This window comes from Ruicaihuangia caeni (assembly GCF_040536845.1).
GTDB lineage: Bacteria > Actinomycetota > Actinomycetes > Actinomycetales > Microbacteriaceae > Ruicaihuangia > Ruicaihuangia caeni.
In genome coordinates this window covers 1,170,395-1,191,568 of record NZ_CP159582.1, presented here as the reverse complement: position 1 = coordinate 1,191,568, position 21,174 = coordinate 1,170,395, and the positions used below count along the sequence as shown (strand labels likewise).

Genomic DNA, 21,174 nt, shown 5'->3' with positions numbered 1-21,174 from the left:
TCGTGCGGGTCGCTGCAGTGCTCGGCCGCCTGGTGCCGAGGGTCAGCGGTCGAGTGCCGCCCGCGCCAACGCGAGGGCGTCGTCACGCGCGACACCGAGGTGCTGCATCCGCTCGGCGAACGCGATCGCCGCGAGCTGCGCCTGCTGCTGAGTGGCATCCCCGTGCGCTGCAATGAACGACCCGGCGCGACCCCGCGTCTCGATCACGCCGTCAGCCTCGAGCTCACGGTAGGCCCGGGCCACCGTGTTGGCCGCCAGACCGAGCTGCTCCGCCAGCGCCCGGACTGGCGAGAGTCGAGCACCCGGGGCGAGCTCGCCCGAACGCACCTGCTCGATCACCTGCAGCCGCAACTGCTCGAACGGTGGTGTCGCGCTTGACGCGTCGATGATGAACGGCATGCCGCCTCCTGCCTCGGGCCGCGGCATCCGTCGACACCGCTCGCTCTCGATTCTGTCGCGTCGGCGCGCCACGGTCACCGCACGAGGGCAGGGGCGAGCCGAGCCGAGCCGAGCCGAGCCCGGAAGCAAGACGCTCACCCAAGGCGAGGCCCGCCCGGGCTCGGCCCCCTGACGCATCAGGCGTCGCGGGTGAAGCCCTGCGCCTCCATGAGCTCCGGGTGGTGGGCCCAGCCGACATCCTGGTGCGCGCGAAGCCGGCTCTTCAGCCAGTTCTTGCCGAACACCGGATGCAGCGGGTTCGACGGATCGCGCGTGACCCCGCGAGCCTCGGCGGCGAGCTCCGGCGGCAGGTCGATGGTCGGAATCGTCGCGTCGAGGGCCGGGCCGTAGAAGTACGGCACCGAGATGCGGTCTTGGCCGGGAGCCGGCGAGACCACGCGGTGCATGGTCGCCTTGAGGTACCCGTTGGTCGCGATCTCGAGCAATTCGCCGATGTTCACCACGAAGGCGCCCGAGACCGGAGGTGCGTCGATCCACTGGCCGTCGCGCTCGACCTGCAATCCGCCCTTGCCCTCCTCCACGTAGAGGAGGGTGAGCACGCCGAGGTCCTTGTGGGCTCCGACACCCTGTCCGGCATCCTCTTTGCCCGGGTATCGGGCGATCTTGATGTGCGGTGCGGGTCGCTCGGCGAACGCCGGATCGAACACGTCGGCGGGAGCGCCGAGCGCCTCTGCCCAGGCGTGGAGCAGCGTCAGGCTCACGTCGTTGAGCCGCTCGATCCACTCGGTGGCGAGCTCCCGCAGCTCGGGTAGGGCGGCCGGCCACTGGTTCGGTCCCTGGAGAACCCAGAAGTCCTCGGCATCCGGATCCGTCACGGGCTCGCGCTCGGTGGCGATGTCGATCTGCTCACGCCAGTCGACGGCCCCCTGCGTCAGCTCGCCGCCGATGCGGGTGTATCCGCGGAAATGCGGGCTGTCGACCATATTGAGCGCGAGCTTGTCTGCCTCGGGCAGCTCGAAGAACTTGCGCCCGACCGAGATCATGCGATCGATGAGTTCCTGGGGCACGCCGTGCCCGGTGAGGTAGAAGAACCCGACTTCGTGAGTCGCGCGGCGCAGATCATCGCGGAACGCGGCAGCCTCTTCGTCACCACACGCGAGCCGTGACAGATCGAGCACGGGTAGCGAGAGCGAAGACGAAGTGGAGGTTGACATGGCAACCGTTCTAGCACTGCGAGGCGTGGGTTTGTTGATTATTACGGGAGCGGCTGGCCGGTGCTCCGATTGATGGATGCCGCGCGTTCAGTGGGAGCGTGACGTTCGAGGAACTCATACACCTCGATATGGTCCACGCCGGTGAATGCATCGACTGGCACGGCTGCGAGCAGCGACGATTCCAGCCGGGCGTCGGGCAATGCCGCGTTCGCCCAGCGCTCTGTGAGCGCAGATGACGGTCGGTGGCAGCACTGAGGGTCGGGGCACGTCGAGCTGTGACGGTTCGTGGTATCGCGGCCGCGGAACCATTTCGTGTGCGCGAACGGTGTGCCAACGCTTACCGAGAAGACGCCATGGCGCGAGCTCTGAATGCTCGAAGTGCACCAGTAGCTGCCGTTCGGCTTGTCGGTGTACTGGTGATACGGGCTGAGCCGATCCTCGACCGCGAACACCTGACGCGCGGCCCACTGCCGGCAGACGAGTTGACCTTCGACCGCGCCGAGCGCGTCGGTGGGAAATTGCGCCTGGTCGTTCGCATAGGCCTTCGAGATGGAGCCCGACTCGTGCACCTTGATGAAGTGCACCGGGATGCCGAAGTGACGCGTGGCCAGATTCGTGAAGCGATGCGCTGCTGTCTCGTAGGTCACCGCGAAGGCGTCTCGCAGATCCTCAACCGAGAGCTCGCGCCGCTGCTTCGCCTCGGAGAGAAACGCGACTGCGCCTCGCTCCGGCACCATGAGCGCCGCAGCGAGGTAGTTCGTCTGCACGCGTTGGGCCAGGAACTGGGCATAGTCGCGGGGCTCTCGCACGTCGAGCACATGCCGAGCCAGCGCTCGCAGCACCTCGCCGCGGGGATCCTCGGTCGAGCGCGCGGGTAGATAGATGCGCCGGTGAGCGAGGTCGCTGACTGAGCGCGTGGATGTCGGAAGGTCGCCCACATAGTGCAGCGTGAACCCGAGGCGTGCCGCGAGGTCTGCGGCCACGCGCTGTGAGAGCGGTCCAGCGCGGTGACCGACGGCTTCGAGCAGCTTGGCGGCCTCGGCTTCGAGTTCGGGGAAGTAGTTGTCTTGCCTCCGCATCTGCTCGCGCAACTCGGTGTTTGCCCGACGCGCCTCCTCGGGGGTGGCCGCCCGCTCCCGGTTGACGCGATCGAGTTCGTCGTGCAGCGCGAGGATCGTCTCAATAGCGGCATCGCTCAGTGATCGTCGCACCGCGAGCGGCTCAATGTTCAGCGCGGCGAATAGCGGGCCTCGCTGAACGCGTTCGAGGGCGATCTCGAGTGCCGCGCGTCTGCTCGGCGCTTCGCGAGAAAGCAGGGCTTCCAGCGTGACCCCGAGTGCTCGAGCCACTCGCTGGAGATCGCCGAGTCTCGGCTCGCGCTTGCCGTTCTCGAGCACGCTCACCTGTGACGCGGCTCGGCCGATCGCTTCGCCGAGTGCCTCGAGCGTCATGCCGCGATCGAGTCGTAGCTGGCGTATTCGGCGCCCCACTAGCAGTGCGTCGAACTCGTTCTCCTGGTCTTGCGGCTCCTCGCGTCCCCGTTCGGGGCCGCCAGCTGGCCCGGCTGCTCTGCGCATTTCTGGATCGTAGAAAACGGCTCGAAATTCTGCAAGTGGATGCCGAGATTGTCGTGGTTTTATCGACCAATCTCGAATTCACAGCACCCTGCTGCGACGTGCTGAACGCGCGTCCGACTAATAGGAGTACCGAGATGAGCACCCCCGTCAACCACTCATCGCCTGCCGCACCCCCGGGTGGCAACCGCGCGCCGCGCACGGGCGACCAGACGCAAACCGCCGCCGAACTCGAGAACCAGTGGAAGACCCAAGCGCGGTGGGCGGGTATCGAGCGCGACTACACCGCTGAAGACGTGGTCGCGCTTCGCGGCAGCGTGATCGAAGAGCGCACGTTGGCACGCCGCGGTGCCGAAAGCCTGTGGCGGCTCATCCACGAGCAGCCCTTCGTGAACGCTCTCGGCGCGCTCACGGGCAACCAGGCCGTGCAGCAGGTGCGCGCTGGCCTGAAGGCGATCTACCTCTCAGGCTGGCAGGTCGCGGCCGACGCGAACCTCGCCGGTCACACCTACCCGGATCAGAGTCTCTACCCCGCGAATTCCGTTCCGGCCGTCGTTCGGCGCATCAACAATGCGCTCATGCGGGCCGACCAGATCGAGCACTCGACTGGCACAAGCGATGGGCGCGATTGGCTCGCGCCCATCGTTGCGGACGCCGAGGCTGGCTTCGGTGGGCCGCTCAATGCGTACGAACTCATGCGGGGCATGATCGAGGCCGGTGCGGCCGGCGTGCACTGGGAGGACCAGCTCGCGAGTGAGAAGAAGTGCGGCCACATGGGTGGCAAAGTGCTCGTGCCGACCGCTCAGCACATCCGCACACTGAATGCCGCGCGTCTCGCCGCCGATGTCGCTGGTGTGCCGACAGTCATCATCGCCCGCACCGACGCACTGGGTGCCAACCTCATCACCAGCGATGTCGATGAACGCGATCAGCCGTTCCTCACAGGCGAACGCACCGCCGAAGGCTTCTACGAAACTACTCCCGGCTTCGACACAGTCGTCAGTCGCGGCCTCGCATACGCACCCTACGCCGACCTCCTCTGGGTCGAGACGGCCGAACCAGATCTCGATCTGGCACGACGCTTCGCGGAGCAGATCCACGAGCGCTTTCCCGGGAAGAAGCTGGCGTACAACTGCTCGCCTTCGTTCAATTGGAAGCGCCACCTCGACGACGACCGGATCGCGCGCTTCCAAAAGGAACTGGCCGCGATGGGCTACGCGTTTCAATTCATCACTCTTGCCGGCTTCCACGCCCTCAACCACTCGATGTTCACTCTCGCGAGCGGCTACCGCGATCGCCAGATGAGCGCGTATGTCGAACTGCAAGAGGCTGAATTCGCCTCAGAGGTTGACGGCTACACCGCCACTCGCCATCAGGCAGAGGTCGGCACAGGGTACTTCGATCGCATCGCGACCGCACTGAACCCCAACAGCCAGACCCTCGCCCTCGCCGGTTCGACCGAGACTGCACAATTCCACTGAGAGGCCCCCGATCATGACTATCCAGATCACCGGTCCCATGCGCGACCGGTACGACGAAATCCTCACGCCGAACGCCCTTCAGTTCATCGCCGAACTTCACGACCGTTTCGCCGGCATCCGGCATGATCGTCTGGCTGATCGGATGCGCGTGCGCACAGAGCTCGCGAATGGGCGCGACCTGCGTTTCTTGCCCGAGACCGCTCACATCCGTCGTGACGACGGCTGGCGGGTCGTCGGCGGTGGACCGGGACTCATCGATCGGCGAGTCGAGATCACGGGCCCGACCGACCGCAAAATGGCGATTAACGCACTGAACAGCGGAGCCCAGGTGTGGCTCGCAGATCAGGAAGATGCGACCAGTCCGACGTGGGCCAACGTTGTCGAGGGGCAGCTGTCACTCTTCGACGCGGCGCGCGGGCAGCTGCGGTACACGAGCCCGGAAGGCAAGCAATACCGCGTGACGGCCGATCGCATCCCGACGATCGTGATGCGTCCGCGTGGCTGGCACCTGGTCGAGAAGCACCTCGCCTACGTCGACCGGACGGGAGCGCGGATGCCGGCGAGCGGCAGCCTCGTCGACTTCGGTCTCTACTTCTTCCATAACGCGATGCAGTTGATCGAGGGAGGCAGCGGGCCCTACTTCTACTTGCCCAAGCTCGAGAGCCACTTGGAGGCCCGGCTGTGGAACGAGGTGTTCACGTTCGCGGAGCGGTTCATCGGCGTCTCCCATGGCGCCATCCGGGCCACCGTGCTGATCGAGACACTCCCAGCGGCCTTCGAAATGGAGGAGATCCTGTACGAACTGCGGGACCACTGCGCTGGACTCAATGCCGGGCGCTGGGACTACGTGTTCTCGGTCATCAAGAACTATCGCGACCGCGGCCGGTCATTCGTGCTGCCCGATCGCGACCAAGTCGCGATGACTCTACCGTTCATGCGCGCGTACACCGACTTACTCGTCAAGACCTGTCACCGCCGCGGCGCGCACGCGATCGGAGGCATGAGCGCCTTCATCCCTAGCCGTCGCGATCCCGAGGTGACCGAGCTCGCGTTGGCCAAGGTCGCCGCTGACAAGCGACGAGAGGCCGCCGACGGCTTCGACGGCACGTGGGTGGCGCACCCCGGCCTCATCGACACGGCACGGGCAGAGTTCGACGCCGTGCTCGGCGACCGAGCGAACCAGCTCGATCATCGACGCGAGGACGTGCAGGTGACCGCGCGCCAACTCCTCGATGTCGCGGTCCCCGAGGCTGCGGTCACCGAGCAGGGCGTACGCAACAACATTTCTGTTGCCGTGCGATACATCGACTCCTGGTTGAGGGGCGTGGGCGCCGCCGCAATCGACAACCTCATGGAAGATGCGGCCACCGCCGAGATCAGCCGTTCGCAACTCTGGCAGTGGATCCAGCATGCGACCGACACGTCGAACGGCGAGACCGTGACTCGCGCATATGTCGAGCGCCTGCTCGCCGAGGTCGTCGCCGACCTGCCACGTGTGGATGGTGATCGGATCGATGACGCCGTGGAGGTGTTGCGCGAGGTGGCGCTCGGCGATGAGTTTCCGACCTTCCTCACCCTGTGCGCTTACAGCCGCTATCTCGTCGAGCCTGCGGCATCGGGTGTCGAGAGCGAGGACTCGGCCGCCGCTTGAAGGCGGCTTTGCCGGTCGATCGCTCTCGTCGAGGTTCCATCAGCGACCTGGGGTGCCACCTGGCGAACGGCGCCATGTCGACGGGGCTCGCCACGGCCCAGCTCTCGGTATCAGCGGGGGTCGCGCTTGATCAGTCGGGAGAGCACGATCGCCGAGCGCGTGTGATCCACATTGGGTGCGACGCGCACGCGTTCGAGAGCGTCCTCGAGCCCCGGGATGTCGCGGGCGCGCAGGTGCACGACGGCGTCGGCCGAACCGGTGACCGTTCCCGCGTCGACGACCTCGGGCACCGTGCTCAGGAGCCTGCGCAACTCATCAGGTGCGACGGTTCCGCGGCAGAACAGCTCGACGTATGCCTCGACGACCAGACCGTCGACAGCGGGATCGACCTCGATGGTGAATGCGCGGATCACGCCGGTCTCGACCAGCCGATCGACTCTGCGCTTCACAGCGGATGCCGAGAGCCCGACGACCGCGCCGATGTCGCCGTAGCCGGCGCGGGCGTTCAGCCTGAGCTGCTCGATGATCTGCCGGTCGAGGTTGTCCACACCGCCAGTCTATGGCGTTTTGTTGCGCAACCCGGCCGTTGCTTGCAGGAATCATGCAAGCCAAGCCATCGCGCGGCCGCGCCCCACATGTGAGCATGGAGCCATGACTCTGACTCGTCCGGCATCCGCTGCCGCTCATCGCGAAGCGGTGCCAAGGCGAGTGCTCATGTGCCGTCCGACCTGGTTCACCGTGGCGTATCGGATCAACCCCTGGATGCACCCCGAGCAGCACACCGACCATGAGCTCGCGATGCGGCAGTGGCAGCACCTCTACGACACATATCGCTCACTCGGATTCGAGGTCGAACTGATCGACCCTGTCGAGGAACTTCCCGACATGGTCTATGCCGCGAACGGCGGCTTCGTGATCGACGGGGTCGCGTATGGGGCGAGCTTCGTCTACCCCGAGCGGCAGCCCGAGGCGCATTGGTACAACGAGTGGTTCAAGCAGAACGGCTTCGAATTGCGCGAGCCCCGGCACATCAACGAGGGCGAGGGCGACTTCCTCCTGGTGGGCGGCGTAATCCTCGCCGGCACGGGGTTCCGCAGCGACTCGTCGAGCCATGCCGAAGTGGCTGCCGCGTTCAACCGCGAGGTCGTCACCTTGAGGCTGGTCGACCCGAGCTTCTACCACCTCGACACCGCCGTCGCCGTGCTCGACTCCGCTGCTGCCGGACCAGCAGCTATCGCCTTTCTGCCGGAGGCGTTCGATGAGGCCTCCCAGGCGACGCTGCGCGAGCGGTTCCCAGGAGCGATCGAGGTCGACCGCGCCTCTGCCGACGTGTTCGGCCTCAACGCGTTCAGCGATGGCAAGAACGTCGTCGTCGCAGCCCAGGCGACGAGTATGCACGAGCAGTTGAAGGATGCGGGCTACACACCCGTGCCGGTCGACCTCTCCGAGCTCAAGCGCGGCGGCGGCGGCATCAAGTGCTGCACGCTTGAGCTCCGCTAGCGGGACGACGCTCGGTGCGCACGCGGAGCTCGTCCAGTTCGTAGCGCCAATCAGGCGGTAGAGAATACGTGCACGCTCGCTGTCCCGGCCAGCAGCGAGCGCCGTCTTAGGCTGACGGCATGTCTGTTGCCGATCTGTCGACGCCGGGCGAAGCGCTCGGCGATGCCCCCGTCATCGTGCGCACCGAGGGGCGGCTCGGGCGCATCACGCTCAACCGGCCTCGTGCCCTCAACGCGATCGATCACGAGATGGTGCTGGCCATGGCCGCAGCGCTCGCCGAGTGGTCGACCGACGATAGCGTCTCCGCGGTGCTGCTCGACGGTGCCGGCAAACGCGGGCTCTGCGCGGGCGGCGATCTGCACAAGAACGGCGACGCGCCACTCACCCCGGCCTTCCTACGCGACGAGTACCACCTCAATCTGCAGATCGCGGAGTTCCCGAAGCCCTTCATCGCTCTCATGGACGGCATTGTCATGGGCGGCGGCATCGGAGTCAGCGCGCACGCCAGCCACCGCATCGTGACCGAGCGCTCGAAGCTGGCGATGCCCGAGACTCGCATCGGAATGGTTCCGGATGTCGGGGGCTCTCTGCTGCTCAACGCCGCACCCGGCGCCATCGGGCGCCACCTCGGGCTCACCTCTGGCCAGTTCGATGGCGCCGACGCGATCGCCTGCGGCTTCGCTGATACCACTGTCGCGAGCACCCACCTCGTGCAGTTGGTGGAGGCAGTGCTGATAGCACTCGACGAGCTCGACGAACCTGCGGATGCTGTCGCGGCCGCCGCTGCCATCGACGCCGCGGTCGCGAACTACGCGGCGCCGGTTCCCGAATCGACCCTCATGGCCCAGCAGCACTGGATCGACCGTTGCTACGCGAGCGACTCGGTTCCGCAGATCGTCGAGGCGCTGCGTGAGTCAGCGCGGGGAGATGGGGGGCAGGATGCCGAGGCTGCGGCATCCGCGATCCTCGCTGTGTCTCCCACCGCGGCCGTCGCCACGCTCGAACTGCTGCGTCGCACGCAGGGAGTCGATCTGCGCGAAGCGCTCGAGCTCGAGTACCGGGCGATGACGGCGCTCGCCGAGATGCCTGACGCCCGCGAGGGCGTGCGGGCGCTGCTCGTCGATCGCGACACTCCTCGGTGGAGCCCTGCGGCGCTCGAGGATGTCGACGCCGACCAGGTGCGGGCGCTCTTCGAGCGGCCGGCCGCCGATGGCCCCTTGTTCTGACGTCCTGCCGGCGTGTGCCCTGGGCGGGAGCATCCCGAGCCCGGCCCGACCCCAGCCCGTGTCCGAAACCCGAGCCCGGCCCGGACGGGCGATGATGACGGGCCCAGCCGCGCTGAGTAGCGTGGGGGAATGACGGCCCCAAGTTCTTCCGTGCTCAGTCCCGAGCTGCTCGAGCGCATCCGCTCGCGTGCGCCCGGCTACGACCGCGACAACGCGTTCTTCAGCGAAGACCTCGACGAATTGCGGCAGGCAGGCTATCTGCGACCGCAGCCCCTGCTCGATGGCGTTCGGAATCAGCGCCTGCTTGCCCGGTACGCTCCGGCGACGGCGCTCGGCATCAACATGCACCACGTGGTCGTCGGGGTCGCCCGGGTGCTGCACGACCGCGGCGATCACAGCCTCGACTGGGTGCTCGCCGACGCCGAGGCCGGCGAACTGTTCGCGTTCGGCAACAGCGAAGCCGGCAATGACCTGGTGATGTTCGACTCGCGGACCAAGGCCGAGCCCACCGGTGACGGCGGGTACCGCTTCACCGGAACGAAGATCTTCACCTCGCTCTCGCCAGCGTGGACGCGCCTCGGAATCTTCGGTCGTGACGACAGCGACCCCGAGCGCCCGGTACTCGTGCACGGCTTCATCACTCGGGACACCCCAGGTCACCGTGCGGTCGGCGAGTGGGATGTGCTCGGCATGCGCGCCACGCAGAGCTATGCCACGTCGCTGGATGCTGTCGAGATGCCCGCCGAGCGGGTCGGCCGAATCCTCCCGGTCGGGCCGACCGCTGACCCGTACATGTTCGGGATCTTCGCGAACTTCCTCCTCCTCATCGGTGCGGTGTATGCGGGAATCGGCGACCGCGCCCTCGAGCTCGGTGTCGACGCAGTGAAGCACCGCATGTCGATGCGCACTGGCGAGTCGTATTCGGCCGACCCCGACATCCGGTGGCAACTGGCCGACGCGGCGATCGCGCTCGACTCGATCGCGCCGCAGCTCGAGTCTCTCGCGCGTGACGTCGACGAGCTCAGCGACCATGGCGATGCCTGGTTCCGCTACCTGGTCGGAGCGAAGACCCGGGCCGTCGACATTGCCCGCGCTGCCGTCGAGACCGCTATCCGGGTGTCGGGAGGCAGCTCGTACAGCGTTGGCAACGAGCTCTCCCGGCTCTACCGCGACGCGCTTGCCGGGCTCTTCCACCCGAGCGACCCCGAGTCTGCGCACTCGACGGTCGCAAGCCAGCTGCTCGGCGGGTGAGTCCGGCGCAGCTCCGCTGAGAGGCGCTCAAGAACCGGCGATCGCGTCCGGCGACCAGCGTCGGCGGTCGAAGTGCGCACGCGGTTCGCGGATGCTGCGCCCTTCAAGGAGTGCGAAGGCGATGCGCTCGTACTGCTCGGCGATGGCGTCCCATCGCGAGCGCTGCTGCGCGCGAGCCCGGAGCCGGGTTCCGAGCGCCATCGCCTCGTGCGGTTCCTCGTCCACGAGGTCGATCGCGCGCGCGAGGGCATCGGCAGAACCGGAGCACTTGCATGCCTCGCCGGCATCCGTGCGGCGCCCGATCCCGGCATCCCACGCAATGACTGCCGCTCCGCCGTCCATCGCGTGCCGGAGCGAGGCGTCCGCTCGGCCAATAGCGCACCCGTGCAGATACGACAGCGCGTGCGCCGTGAGCTCTGCGATGAGCTCTTCATCGGCCGTTCCGCCGAGCACCAGCACACGTGGGTCGTCACCGGCAAGCTGCTCAATGGTCCGAGGTGAGACAGCGCTGACGCGCGGAACGATGACGAGCGGGCGGTGCGTGCCCGATCGCCGGAACCCCTCGATGATCTGGGGGAGATGGTCTTCGTCGGGGCGCGCCGACACGGCCAGGTGATACCCGCGAGGGAAGAGGTCGAGTTCGGCCAGTCGCCGGTGAGAGCGAGGGACGGCGCTCGAGTCACCAGACATGGTGACCACTTCGACCAACGCCGAGAACTGCGCACGAAACCTCTCGGCCACCTCCTGATCGTCGCTGAGCAGCGCGTCGGCGAATCGCACGGCGACACGTTCGGCGAGCGGCTCCAGACGCTTGCCCGGCACGGCGGCGGTCTGCTGGGAGTCGAGGTAGAGCCCCGAGGGAACTCGGCCAGATCGAAGCACGGGGAGCGCGATCGCGTTCGCCGTGCCGAAGACGAAGGCCGTATCGGTCGTGTTCTCTCGCAGCAGCCGCGCCGCTGACCTGGCGGTCTGCAGGAACGTGCCCAGAGATCGAGCTCTCGACCAGCCCGCTTCGCGCGCTGTCGGCGACGGGCCGAAGGCTCGCAGGGTCACGAGCCGCATGCCGTGCCACTCCTCAGCCGGATCTTGCCGGTCTGCGCGGCAGTACAGGGTCACCCGATGGCCGAGCGCCACAAGGCGAGGTCCCACCTCCTGCGGGATCACCCCGAAGTCGGCTGCGCCGGAGCCGTCGAGTGCGATAACGGCGTCGGTGTCGGGATCCGAAGCACTCGCGACGGTTCGCGTCGGCATGCCGAGGGTGCCAAGCATCGCGATGTGCATACGCCGCGCCTTTCAGCTGCGCAGGGCCTGCATCCGCGGGAGCAGAACCTGCCACGGTGGCGGATCGGCGGGAGCGATTCGACCCGGGGCCCAGCCACGCCATCCTCGGTGGCCGCCGACGCGCCTCCCGATTGACGCCGGGACGGGGCCTGGCGTGGCTGGACGATTCCGGGCGGATCGCCGCGGCATCCGCTGTGTCGCAAATTCTTGCGAGTGGATGGCCGCGGCGTGCATCAGTACGCCCCGTCTGGTCGGACGAACACCTTGAGGGTGCGCCACAGGATGAGCAGATCGGTCGTGAGTGACCAGTTCTCGACGTAGTACAGGTCGAGACGCACGCTCTCCTGCCAACTGAGATCAGAGCGGCCGTTGATCTGCCACATGCCGGTGAGGCCGGGTTTGATGTACAACCGCCGGTGCACGTGCGGCTCGTACTGGTTGACCTCACGAGGCAGTGGCGGGCGGGGACCGACCAGGCTCATCTCGCCGGTGAGTACATTCCACAGCTGCGGCAGCTCGTCGATCGACGTGCGGCGGAGCAGCTTGCCGAGGCGGGTCACCCGAGGGTCATCGCGCAGCTTGAACAGCATGCCGTTGCTGTCTCCGCTGCCGAGGCCGTCGAGCATCGACTCCGCGTCGGGCACCATCGTCCTGAACTTCAGCATCATGAAGGTCGTGCCGCCGCGTCCGACCCGCTCTTGCCGGAACAGCGCCGGCCCCTTGCTGTCGAGCCTGATGGCGATGCCAACCATGACGAGCAACGGCATGAGCAGCAGCAGTGCGAGCCCTGCCGCGGTCGCGTCGAACACGCGCTTGAGCACGTGCTTTCCGCCCTCGAACTGCGGCAGCTCGACGTGCATGAGCGGGAGTCCCTCGACCGGCCGCAGATGGATGCGGGGGCCGGCCACGTTCGTCAGGCTCGACGCGACCACCAGCTCAGCGCTCGTGCCCTCCAGCTTCCACCCCAGATCGCGAAGGTACGTGCCGCCGCGCTCGGTGTGGTCGGTGACGATCACGGTGTCGGCGCCGACGCGCTGCACGGTCTCGGTCACCGTGTCGAGTCCGCACACCACGGGCACCTCTCCCGTGTCGGTCGCGAGCGTTCCCGTCGAGGGCTCGTCGAGTGCGACGCCTACGACGCGGTACGCGGCACCGGTGCGCTTCTCGAGGCGGTCGACGATGTAGCGCACCTCGTCGGGGGCTCCGGCGACGATCACCTTCGACAGGTAGTGGCCGTACTGACGTTGCTGTGTGAGCCAGTGGCGCCACAGCCACCGGCTGAGCATGAGCGCCACAGTGCCGCCCACCATCGTGGAGATGAACGAGGTGCGGATGCCTTCGAAATCAGCGGCGAGGAACACCGCAGCGAGCAGGCCGAACGTCGTCGCACTGGCTCCCGCGAGGGTCTTGTACTCGGTCGCGCCGACGCCCAGGACTCGAGTCTCGCGAGTGCGCCACACGGCAAGCGCGAGGAGCCACACGACCGTCACGAGTGACGCGCTGATCCACAACGGCGGGCTGGCGGGAAGGATGCCGCGCGCCGCTGCGATCGCAGCGATGGGTGCGAACGCCGCTGTCGCGATCACGACGGCATCCGTCACGATGAGACGGCGGCGGTAGCTCCGGCACCAGCGGGTGCCGGTTGCTGGAGCGACCGCGGCGGCGGCACGGTGGCCGCCGACCGCGAGTCGTCCAGGTGACGCGCCCCGGCGCACGCCGGGAATGGGGCTCACGGCGACTCGGGTCATCGCCGGATCCTGCGCGCCACACCAATGCCCGAAAGGGCATGAGAAGGGCGATCGGGGTTTGAGTGAGGGAATGAACGATCAGGAGCGAGTCGGGTAATCTCTCGCCCCTCCATGAGGGCGAACTTCACGGTTCAACCTGTTTCGGGTATACAGGATCGGTCGTGACGGATCAGACGCGCCTGGCGCATCGAGGCATGTGCAAGCGTGCGGGAATAGCGTCTGACGCGCATTCGGGGTGCGCCCCAGACGTGGAAGGGCCTGGCCGAACGTACGATCGACCTTCGAGTGCGCCGTCGCACTCAGCGAGGATTCGGGTTCCTCCCAGCGCCCCCGAAGGGGGGCTGATAGCTACACAAGCTACAGGCAAACGCGCCGTAACGCCACACCCCCCATTTGGGGGTAATTCGTGGGTGGTAAGCGCCGCGACCCGATGCGCGGCTCACGAGGGAGGGCTCGTCACGACCCCTTCGTGGCGATCGTCTCCGTGATCGCGATCTCCGAGGTCGCCGCCTCTCGCGACTGCCCGTCGCGCGTGAAGTAGAAGCGCCTCGGATGCCGTCGGCTGTAGCGAAGTCGCAGGTCGTGGGCGACGACCATCCACGCCACTCCGATGATGGCCGTGACGATGCCCGATGCGGCGCCGACGAGGAGTGCTGAGCGCGGACCGAACTCACTGGCGATCCAGCCGACGATCGGAGCGCCGAGCGGCGTCCCTCCGACGAAGATCGCCATGTACAGCGCCATGACGCGGCCGCGCATGACCGGCGAGGTCGTCGTCTGGATCGTGGCGTTCGCGGTGGTCATGAACGTCGTCGACGCGAGGCCGACCACGATGAGCGAGACCGCGTAGCTCCAGAAGCTCGGCATGGCCGCGGAGAGCAGGCAAGCCAGGCCGAAGAGTCCGGCTGCTCCGAACACGATGCGAAGTCGGGGTCGCTCGCGGCGAGCCGCCACGAGCGCGCCTGTGATCGATCCGATGGCCAGGATCGACGAGAGCACGCCATACTCGCCCGCGCCCAGCCCGAACTCGATGCGCGTCATCGTCGACGAATAGATGGGGAAGTTCAGTCCGAACGTGCCGATGATGAACGCTGCGATGAAGAGCACGAGCAGGTCGCCGCGTCGCCGCACGTACCGGAAGCCGGCCAGCAACTCACCCTTGCCCCGTGGTGCGCGGGGCGTCCTGAAGAGCGTGCTGGCGTTCAGCAGCAGCAGTGCGGTGATGGTCGCGGCGTAGGTGCCGGCGTTCAGCACGAAGACCCAGCCGGGCCCCACGAGCACGACGAGTCCGCCGGCGACCGCGGGACCGATGAGACGGGCCGTGTTGAAGGATGCCGCGTTCAGGGCGACCGCGTTCGGCAGTTCGCGCTTCCGCACGAGGTCAGAGACGAACGCCTGTCGCGCCGGCGAGTCGATCGCCGAGACCACTCCGAGGGCTGCGGAGAATGCGAAGACGTGCCACAGCGCGACGTGCCCGGTGAGCACGAGAGCCCCGAGCCCCACCGCGAGGAGTGCCGCACTCGCCTGCGTGATGATCAGCAGATGACGCCGTTCGAAGCGGTCGGCGATGAGCCCGGCCCATGGCACGAGCAGCAGTTGCGGCGCGAACTGGAGCCCCATGTTGATGCCGAGGGCGGTGGCGTCGTTGTCCGTCAACTCAGTGAGCACGAGCCAGTCCTGGGCAGTGCGCTGCATCCACAGGCCGACATTCGAGATCAGCGCACCCGCGAACCAGAGTCGATAGTTCATGCCCCTGAGGGCGAGGAACATCGCGCTCATGAATTGGCGAGCTTCTTGATCACTGGTGCGGCCGCCGTGACGATCGCGAGCTCGTCGGCGTCGAGCTCGCGCAGCCTGCCGGTGAACCACTCGTCGCGCCGGCGCGACGTCTCGTCGAGCACGCGTTCGCCGGCATCCGTCAGTCGCAGCAGCACCTTCCGCCCGTCATCGGGCGATGAGTAGCGCGTGACATAGCCGGCATCCACGAGCGCATTGACCGTGCGGTGCATCGAGGGCGCGGTCACCCCCTCGATTCCGCTGAGCGCGCCCATCGTGCAGTCGGCGGCCTCTCGCAGGCGCCAGAGCGCCGACAACTGGCTGTCGGAGATCGACCGATCGGCCTTCTCGGCGCGCAGGCGGCGGGCCAGACGACCTATGGAGAGGCGGAGTTCATTGGGGAGCGCAGTGTGTGGCATACGGCGTCAACGATAACAAAATAGTTAGGCTAAGTAAATATCGCAGCGAGGGTCTGCAAGCGATACAAATGAGCGTCGGACGAGAGGAGTAGCGATGCCCAAGTTCATCGTCGAGCGCCGCGACGACAGCTTCGTCGACGCGTACGGGGTGCGCATCCACTACTCGATCTGGAGCCCGGGCAAGCCTCGCGGGGTCGTGCAATTGCTGCACGGGCTCGGGGAGTACGCGGCACGCTACGAGTTGCTCGCGCAAGACCTGGTCTCGGCCGGCTATGCCGTCTATGCCGACGACCACCGCGGGCATGGGCGCACGGGCGTCGAGCAGTGGGCGGACGATCCTTCCAAGCTCGGGCGTCTCGGCCCAGGGGGACTGCGCGCCACGATCGACGCGATCGTGCAGTTCAGGGGCATCATCGACGAGCGCCACCCGGAGCTGCCCGTGGTGCTGCTCGGCCACAGTTGGGGCTCGCTCATGGCGCAGATCATCTTCGATCGACGGCGTGCCGACTACGCCGGGGTCGTGCTCACTGGCACGGCATACCGGATGCCGTGGACCATGAACCCAGGAGACTTGAACAAGCGCCACCGCACGCTCGGCGACACCGGCCACGAGTGGCTCAGCCGCGACCCGGAGGTCGCGAAGGCGTTCCAGGCCGACCCGCTCACGTTCAACGCGACCGCCGCGAAGCTCTTCGGCGTCCGTGATGGTCTGCGGTTGTACGGTCGGCCGCGGCGAGGGCTGCCCGATGTGCCCATGCTGATCATGATCGGCTCCGACGACTCGCTCGGCGGCATCCGGAGCGCCCACCGTCTGGCAGAGCAGTACCGCCGCCGCGGTGGGCTGACAGACGTCGAGGTGGTCGTCTTCGAAGAAGCGCGCCACGAGATCTTCAACGAGCTGAACCAGGCGGAGGTCCGCGCGCGTCTTGTCGAGTGGCTGCGTGAGAAGGTGCCCCAAGAACCGGCCCGCCGGATTGGTTAGGCTTGCCTGCTATGCACGGTGAGTACAAGGTTCCCGGCGGCAAGCTCGTCGTCGTCGACCTGGACTCCATCGAAGGGCGCATCGCGAACTTCCGTCTGGCGGGCGACTTCTTCCTCGAGCCCGACAGCGCGCTCGAAGCCATCGACCAGGCCGTCAACGGACTGCCCGTCACGAGCGAGTCGCGCCACATCGCCGAGGTGATCGAGCAGGCGCTGCCAGAGGGCACGCAGATGCTGGGGTTCAACGCGGATGCCGTGGCCACCGCCATCCGTCGTGCGCTCCGCCGCGCGACCGAGTGGCGCGATTACGACTGGCAACTGGTGCGCCATGGCGCGCTCGCCCCCCGGGTGCACCTGGCCCTTGATCAGGTGCTCACAGAAGCCGTCGGCGAGGGACTCAGAAGGCCGACGCTTCGCATCTGGGAGTGGAACGAGCCCGCGGTCGTGATCGGCAGCTTCCAGTCGGTCAAGAACGAGGTCGACCTCGACAACGCCGCTCGCTACGGCATCGATGTCGTGCGCCGCATCAGCGGTGGCGGTGCGATGTTCATGGAAGCCGGGTCGGTGATCACCTGGTCGTTGTACGTACCCGGCGACCTCGTGCAGGGCATGTCGTTCGCCGACTCGTACGCCTACCTCGACGACTGGGCGCTCACGGCGCTGCGATCGCTCGGCATCGAGGCGACGTATCAGCCGCTCAACGACATCACGAGCCCCGCGGGCAAGATCGGCGGCGCTGCCCAGAAGCGCCTCGGGAACGGTGCCGTGCTGCATCACGTCACCATGAGCTACGACATGGACCGCGAACGGATGACCGAAGTGCTCCGCATCGGTCGCGAGAAGCTGAGCGACAAGGGCACCGTGAGCGCCGCGAAGCGCGTCGACCCGCTTCGCATGCAGACCGGGCTCGAGCGCGAGGAGATCATCGAGCGCATGGTCGCCACCTTCCGAGAGCTGTACGGCCTGAGCGATGGCCGGCTCACCTCGGGTGAGCTCGACGCAGCGCATCAGCTGGCGGCCGAGAAGTTCTCGTCGGACTCGTGGCTCCACCGGGTCCCGTGACGGCGTCCCGCCCGGTGGTTCGCCGCCGGCGGGTGGCGCGCGGCGTGGCACTGAGCATCGTGTTGGGCGCTGTTCTCGTGGTCGGCGTCGGCGCCTCATCGATGGTCGGTCAACTGCCGGTCTCGCCATCCGAGGTGATCGGCTCGCTGCTGCGCGCGATGGGTATCGCCAACGGCTGGGCGCCTGATGATCCGATCGTCGAATCGACCCTGTGGGTCGTGCGCTTTCCGCGCATCGTCATGGGGTTGATGGTCGGAGCAGCGCTCGCCGTGGCGGGGGCCGTGATGCAGGCGATCTTCGGCAACCCGCTCGCCGAGCCTGGAGTGGTCGGAGTCTCGTCGGGTGCGGCGTTGGGCGCGGCCATCGCGATCGCCTTCAGCATCACCGCGCTCGGCAACTGGAGCGTTGCGGTGCTGGCGTTCGCCGGCAGCCTGCTCGCCACCTTCATCGTCTACTTCGTGTCGCGCAGCGGCGGGCGCACCGAGGTCGTCACGCTCCTGCTCACGGGCATCGCGATCAATGCCTTCGCGGGCGCGGGCCTCGCCTTCGTGCTCTTCATGGGCAGCTCGTCGAGCCGCGAGCAGATCGTCTTCTGGCAGCTCGGGTCGCTCAACGGCGCGCGCTGGTCGGAGGCGCTCCTCGTCGCAGTCGTCTGCGTGCTCGGCGCGGCGGTCGCTGCCGCGCTCGGTCGTCGTTATGACCTCCTCGCGCTCGGCGAGCGAAACGCGCGGCACCTCGGCGTGAACGTCGAGGGGCTGCGCATGGCCAGCATCCTGCTCGTCGCCCTGCTCACCGGCATCGGCGTCGCCTTCGTCGGCATCATCTCGTTCGTCGGCCTGGTCGTGCCGCACATCATCCGCATGGCGATCGGGCCCGCGCACCGACCCCTGATCATCGCGTCCGCGTTCGGCGGCGGCGCCCTGCTCGTGGTCGCCGATCTGCTCACGCGTGTGCTCATCGCCGGCGCGGATCTGCCCATCGGGATGCTCACCTCGCTCGTGGGCGGCCCGTTCTTCTTCTTCCTGCTCTTCCGGCAGCGTCGGCGCAGCGGGGGGTGGGCATGAGTCTGCTCGTCGCTCGCGACGTCGACGTGGTGCGCGATGGCACCGTGATCCTCGACGGGGTCTCGCTCGAGATCGAGCGGGGCGAGGTGCTCGCGCTCGTGGGCCCGAACGGTGCGGGCAAGTCGACCCTGCTCGGCGTTCTGAGCGGCGATGCGCGGCCCACCCGCGGGGCGATCGAGCTCGACGGCCGGCCCATCGGCGACTATCGGCCGCTCGAGCTCGCCCGCCACCGGGCGGTGCTCACGCAGGAGAACGCCGTGAGCTTCCCGTTCCGTGCCATCGAGGTCATCCAGATGGGGCGTTCCCCCTGGAACCGCACCTCGCGCATCGACGAGGACAGCAGAGCGGTGACGGATGCCGTCGAAGCCACCGACGTCTCGCACCTGCTCGGACGCCGCTACACCTCGCTCTCAGGCGGTGAGAAGGCGCGGGTCTCGCTCGCGCGCGTGCTCGCCCAGCGCACGCAGCTGCTGTTTCTCGATGAACCGACCGCTGCCCTCGATCTGCGCCATCAGGAAGACGTGATGCTGACGGCGCGGGCGCTCGCGGCTGAAGACCGCGCGGTCGTCGTCGTGCTGCACGATCTCTCGCTCGCGGGTGCCTACGCCGACCGCATCGCCCTGCTGAGCGGGGGAAGGCTGGTCGCCTCAGGAACGCCGCACGAGGTGCTCGACGCCGAGGTCATCGGCGGGGTGTATGGGCTTGCGGTGCGCGTCATCGTGCAAGACGGGGTGCCCATCGTGCTGCCCGTGCGCGACTCGCTTCCGCGCTGATCGTCTGAGCGGGCGACCCGGTCGAAACCCCGTTCTGGCCAGACTGGCCCTGGTCGAGTCCTCCGAGCCCGACGTTTATTGCGCGTCTTCGGGCTGCTGCCGGTCGTCCTGCTTCCGCGCGTGCTCGTGCGCCTCCTGGATCGCTGACTTCTCGCGCAGGGGCGTTGCCTTGAGGAAGAAGCTGAGCACGAACGCGATCGCCACCACGACGAAGCAGAAGAAGAACACCTGCGTGTTCGCGTCGGCGAAGCCGTCGAGGAACGGCGCGGTGAGCCGAGGGTCTGCGCCGATCAGGAACGAGGTGTCGCCATTGAGGGTCTCGCCGAGCTGCGCCGGATGCTGCAGCACTTCGAGAACCGCTGCGTTGGCCGGGTCGGCTGCCACCGCGGGATCCGCGGCCGCCGATCGCAGGGCACCCATGAGAGCGGGGTCGCCGAAGGCCGCGCGCAGTGTGGATGGCAAAGCGCCGAAGAGCAGGGAGAACACGATCGCGGTGCCCAGCGTTCCGCCCATCTGCCGGAAGAACGTCGCGGAGCTGGTCGCGACGCCGATGTCGCGGTGGCCCACGGAGTTCTGGCTGGCGATCGTGAGCGTCTGCATGAGTTGGCCGAGCCCGAGCCCCGCGACGGCCATGCCGACGATGATGAACCACAACGGTTTGTCGGCGGTGGCGAAGCTGAGCCAGAGGAACGCGGCCGACAGCATCCCGGTGCCGATGATCGGGAAGATCTTGTACCGCCCGGTGCGTGCGATGAGCTGGCCCACGACGATCGACGAGAGCATGAGTCCAGCGACCATCGGCAGCATGAGGTAGCCGCTCTCGGTCGGGGTCGCCCCCTGCACCATCTGCAGGTAGAGGGGCACCGTCATGAGGGCGCCGAACATGCCGACGCCCACGAATACGCTCAGCACGGTGACCATCGAGAAGGTGGGCGACTGGAACAGCTTCAGCGGGATCAGCGCGGCATCGCCCATCCTGCGCTCGACCAGGATGAACGCGACGAGCCCGAGCGCGCCGGTGAAGTACATGGCGACCGACAGGGGCGAGGTCCAGCCCCAGTCGCGACCGAGCTCGGCGACGAGGATGAGCGGCACCACGGTCACGATCACCAGCACCGCCCCGAACCAGTCGATGCGTGAGCGGTGCGGCGTGTGCGGGATGTGCAGGAATGTCATCACCATGATGAGCGCGATCACACCGATGGGCAGATTGAGCAGGAACACCCAGCGCCAGCCGGAGATGAAGAGAATCTCGTCGAGTCCGGCGAACAGCCCGCCGATGAGCGGCCCGATCACGCTCGTCACACCGAAGACCGCGAGGAAGTAACCCTGGTACTTCGCCCGTTCGCGAGGCGCCAGGATGTCGCCCATCACGGTGAGCGGCAGGGCCATGAGTCCGCCGGCGCCGAGCCCCTGCACAGCACGGTACGCGGCGAGCTGCACCATGTCGTTGGCGAGTCCGCACAGCAGCGAACCGATCAAGAAGATCACGATCGAGGCGAGGAACAGCGGGCGACGGCCGAAGAGGTCGCTGAGCTTGCCGTAGATGGGTGTCGAGACGGTTGACATGATGAGGAACGCGGTGGTCACCCAGGCCTGCAGCGCCATGCCGTCGAGGTCGTCGGCGATGGTCTTCATCGCGGTTCCGACGACCGTCTGGTTCAACGACGACAGGAACATCGCGGCCATCAGGCCGGCGATCACGAGCAGGATCTCGCGATGGGTCATGACGCCGCCGGCCTCGGCGATGGCCTGGGCGCGGGCAGCGCCGCGC

The 21,174-nt window shown here is 67.4% G+C and carries 18 protein-coding genes; 9 read left to right on the top strand and 9 right to left on the bottom strand.

The features are described 5' to 3' along the window. Window positions 1-42: 42 nt before the first annotated feature. The 3 genes from ABV606_RS05500 to ABV606_RS05490 all read right to left on the bottom strand — a co-directional run bounded on the left by ABV606_RS05500 (window position 43) and on the right by ABV606_RS05490 (window position 3,190). Complete coding sequence (locus ABV606_RS05500) at window positions 43-399, bottom strand: GntR family transcriptional regulator (RefSeq protein WP_353988663.1); 357 nt, start codon at window positions 397-399, stop codon at window positions 43-45. Window positions 400-575: 176 nt separating this feature from the next. Then, window positions 576-1,613: an isopenicillin N synthase family dioxygenase gene (locus ABV606_RS05495; RefSeq protein ID WP_353988662.1), complete on the bottom strand. Its 1,038-nt coding sequence runs from the start codon at window positions 1,611-1,613 to the stop codon at window positions 576-578. A 41-nt stretch (window positions 1,614-1,654) separates the two neighbouring features. Then, entirely contained in the window at window positions 1,655-3,190 is a 1,536-nt protein-coding gene (locus ABV606_RS05490; protein ID WP_353988661.1) for a helix-turn-helix domain-containing protein, read from the bottom strand. A 134-nt stretch (window positions 3,191-3,324) separates the two neighbouring features. Between ABV606_RS05490 and aceA the strand changes: the two genes are divergently transcribed. Next, window positions 3,325-4,668 carry an isocitrate lyase gene (aceA, locus tag ABV606_RS05485; protein ID WP_353988660.1) on the top strand — a complete coding sequence of 448 codons (1,344 nt, stop codon included), beginning with the start codon at window positions 3,325-3,327 and terminating at the stop codon, window positions 4,666-4,668. Between the two features lie 13 nt (window positions 4,669-4,681). Beyond that, a complete protein-coding gene (gene aceB / locus ABV606_RS05480; RefSeq protein WP_353988659.1) occupies window positions 4,682-6,319 on the top strand; it encodes a malate synthase A in 1,638 nt (545 codons plus the stop codon). A gap of 110 nt (window positions 6,320-6,429) precedes the next feature. On the opposite strand, the gene ABV606_RS05475 is transcribed toward aceB, so the two are convergent. Beyond that, entirely contained in the window at window positions 6,430-6,867 is a 438-nt protein-coding gene (locus ABV606_RS05475; RefSeq protein WP_281488766.1) for an Lrp/AsnC family transcriptional regulator, read from the bottom strand. Window positions 6,868-6,970: 103 nt separating this feature from the next. Between ABV606_RS05475 and ddaH the strand changes: the two genes are divergently transcribed. The 3 genes from ddaH (at window position 6,971) to ABV606_RS05460 (ending at window position 10,296) form a co-directional block, all read left to right on the top strand. Beyond that, complete coding sequence (ddaH, locus tag ABV606_RS05470) at window positions 6,971-7,819, top strand: dimethylargininase (protein ID WP_353988658.1); 849 nt, start codon at window positions 6,971-6,973, stop codon at window positions 7,817-7,819. 119 nt (window positions 7,820-7,938) lie between these two features. Further along, the gene (locus ABV606_RS05465; protein WP_353988657.1) at window positions 7,939-9,045 is read left to right on the top strand and encodes a 3-hydroxyisobutyryl-CoA hydrolase; all 1,107 of its coding nucleotides are present in this window, start codon (window positions 7,939-7,941) and stop codon (window positions 9,043-9,045) included. Window positions 9,046-9,174: 129 nt separating this feature from the next. After that, entirely contained in the window at window positions 9,175-10,296 is a 1,122-nt protein-coding gene (locus ABV606_RS05460; protein WP_353988656.1) for an acyl-CoA dehydrogenase family protein, read from the top strand. A gap of 27 nt (window positions 10,297-10,323) precedes the next feature. On the opposite strand, the gene ABV606_RS05455 is transcribed toward ABV606_RS05460, so the two are convergent. The 4 genes from ABV606_RS05455 to ABV606_RS05440 all read right to left on the bottom strand — a co-directional run bounded on the left by ABV606_RS05455 (window position 10,324) and on the right by ABV606_RS05440 (window position 15,520). Continuing rightward, window positions 10,324-11,577 carry a hypothetical protein gene (locus tag ABV606_RS05455; RefSeq protein ID WP_353988655.1) on the bottom strand — a complete coding sequence of 418 codons (1,254 nt, stop codon included), beginning with the start codon at window positions 11,575-11,577 and terminating at the stop codon, window positions 10,324-10,326. Between the two features lie 233 nt (window positions 11,578-11,810). Next, window positions 11,811-13,325, bottom strand: a complete 1,515-nt coding sequence (locus tag ABV606_RS05450) for a sugar transferase (protein WP_353988654.1) — start codon at window positions 13,323-13,325, stop codon at window positions 11,811-11,813. A 456-nt stretch (window positions 13,326-13,781) separates the two neighbouring features. Next, the gene (locus tag ABV606_RS05445) at window positions 13,782-15,104 is read right to left on the bottom strand and encodes an MFS transporter (RefSeq protein ID WP_281488760.1); all 1,323 of its coding nucleotides are present in this window, start codon (window positions 15,102-15,104) and stop codon (window positions 13,782-13,784) included. Then, window positions 15,101-15,520: a MarR family winged helix-turn-helix transcriptional regulator gene (locus ABV606_RS05440; RefSeq protein ID WP_353988653.1), complete on the bottom strand. Its 420-nt coding sequence runs from the start codon at window positions 15,518-15,520 to the stop codon at window positions 15,101-15,103. The genes ABV606_RS05445 and ABV606_RS05440 overlap by 4 nt, the downstream gene beginning before the upstream one ends. 94 nt (window positions 15,521-15,614) lie before the next feature. Between ABV606_RS05440 and ABV606_RS05435 the strand changes: the two genes are divergently transcribed. From ABV606_RS05435 to ABV606_RS05420, 4 genes are read left to right on the top strand one after another with little or no spacing between them, the layout of a single operon-like run. Beyond that, the gene (locus tag ABV606_RS05435) at window positions 15,615-16,502 is read left to right on the top strand and encodes an alpha/beta fold hydrolase (protein WP_353988652.1); all 888 of its coding nucleotides are present in this window, start codon (window positions 15,615-15,617) and stop codon (window positions 16,500-16,502) included. An 11-nt stretch (window positions 16,503-16,513) separates the two neighbouring features. Continuing rightward, entirely contained in the window at window positions 16,514-17,563 is a 1,050-nt protein-coding gene (locus tag ABV606_RS05430; protein ID WP_353988651.1) for a lipoate--protein ligase family protein, read from the top strand. After that, window positions 17,560-18,627 carry a FecCD family ABC transporter permease gene (locus tag ABV606_RS05425; RefSeq protein ID WP_435415476.1) on the top strand — a complete coding sequence of 356 codons (1,068 nt, stop codon included), beginning with the start codon at window positions 17,560-17,562 and terminating at the stop codon, window positions 18,625-18,627. The genes ABV606_RS05430 and ABV606_RS05425 overlap by 4 nt, the downstream gene beginning before the upstream one ends. Continuing rightward, window positions 18,624-19,400: a heme ABC transporter ATP-binding protein gene (locus tag ABV606_RS05420; RefSeq protein ID WP_353988650.1), complete on the top strand. Its 777-nt coding sequence runs from the start codon at window positions 18,624-18,626 to the stop codon at window positions 19,398-19,400. Before ABV606_RS05425 ends, ABV606_RS05420 begins: the two co-directional genes overlap by 4 nt. A 75-nt stretch (window positions 19,401-19,475) precedes the next feature. On the opposite strand, the gene ABV606_RS05415 is transcribed toward ABV606_RS05420, so the two are convergent. Beyond that, on the bottom strand, window positions 19,476-21,128 hold the full coding sequence (locus ABV606_RS05415) for an MDR family MFS transporter (protein ID WP_353988781.1): 1,653 nt from the start codon (window positions 21,126-21,128) through the stop codon (window positions 19,476-19,478). Window positions 21,129-21,174: the final 46 nt, after the last annotated feature.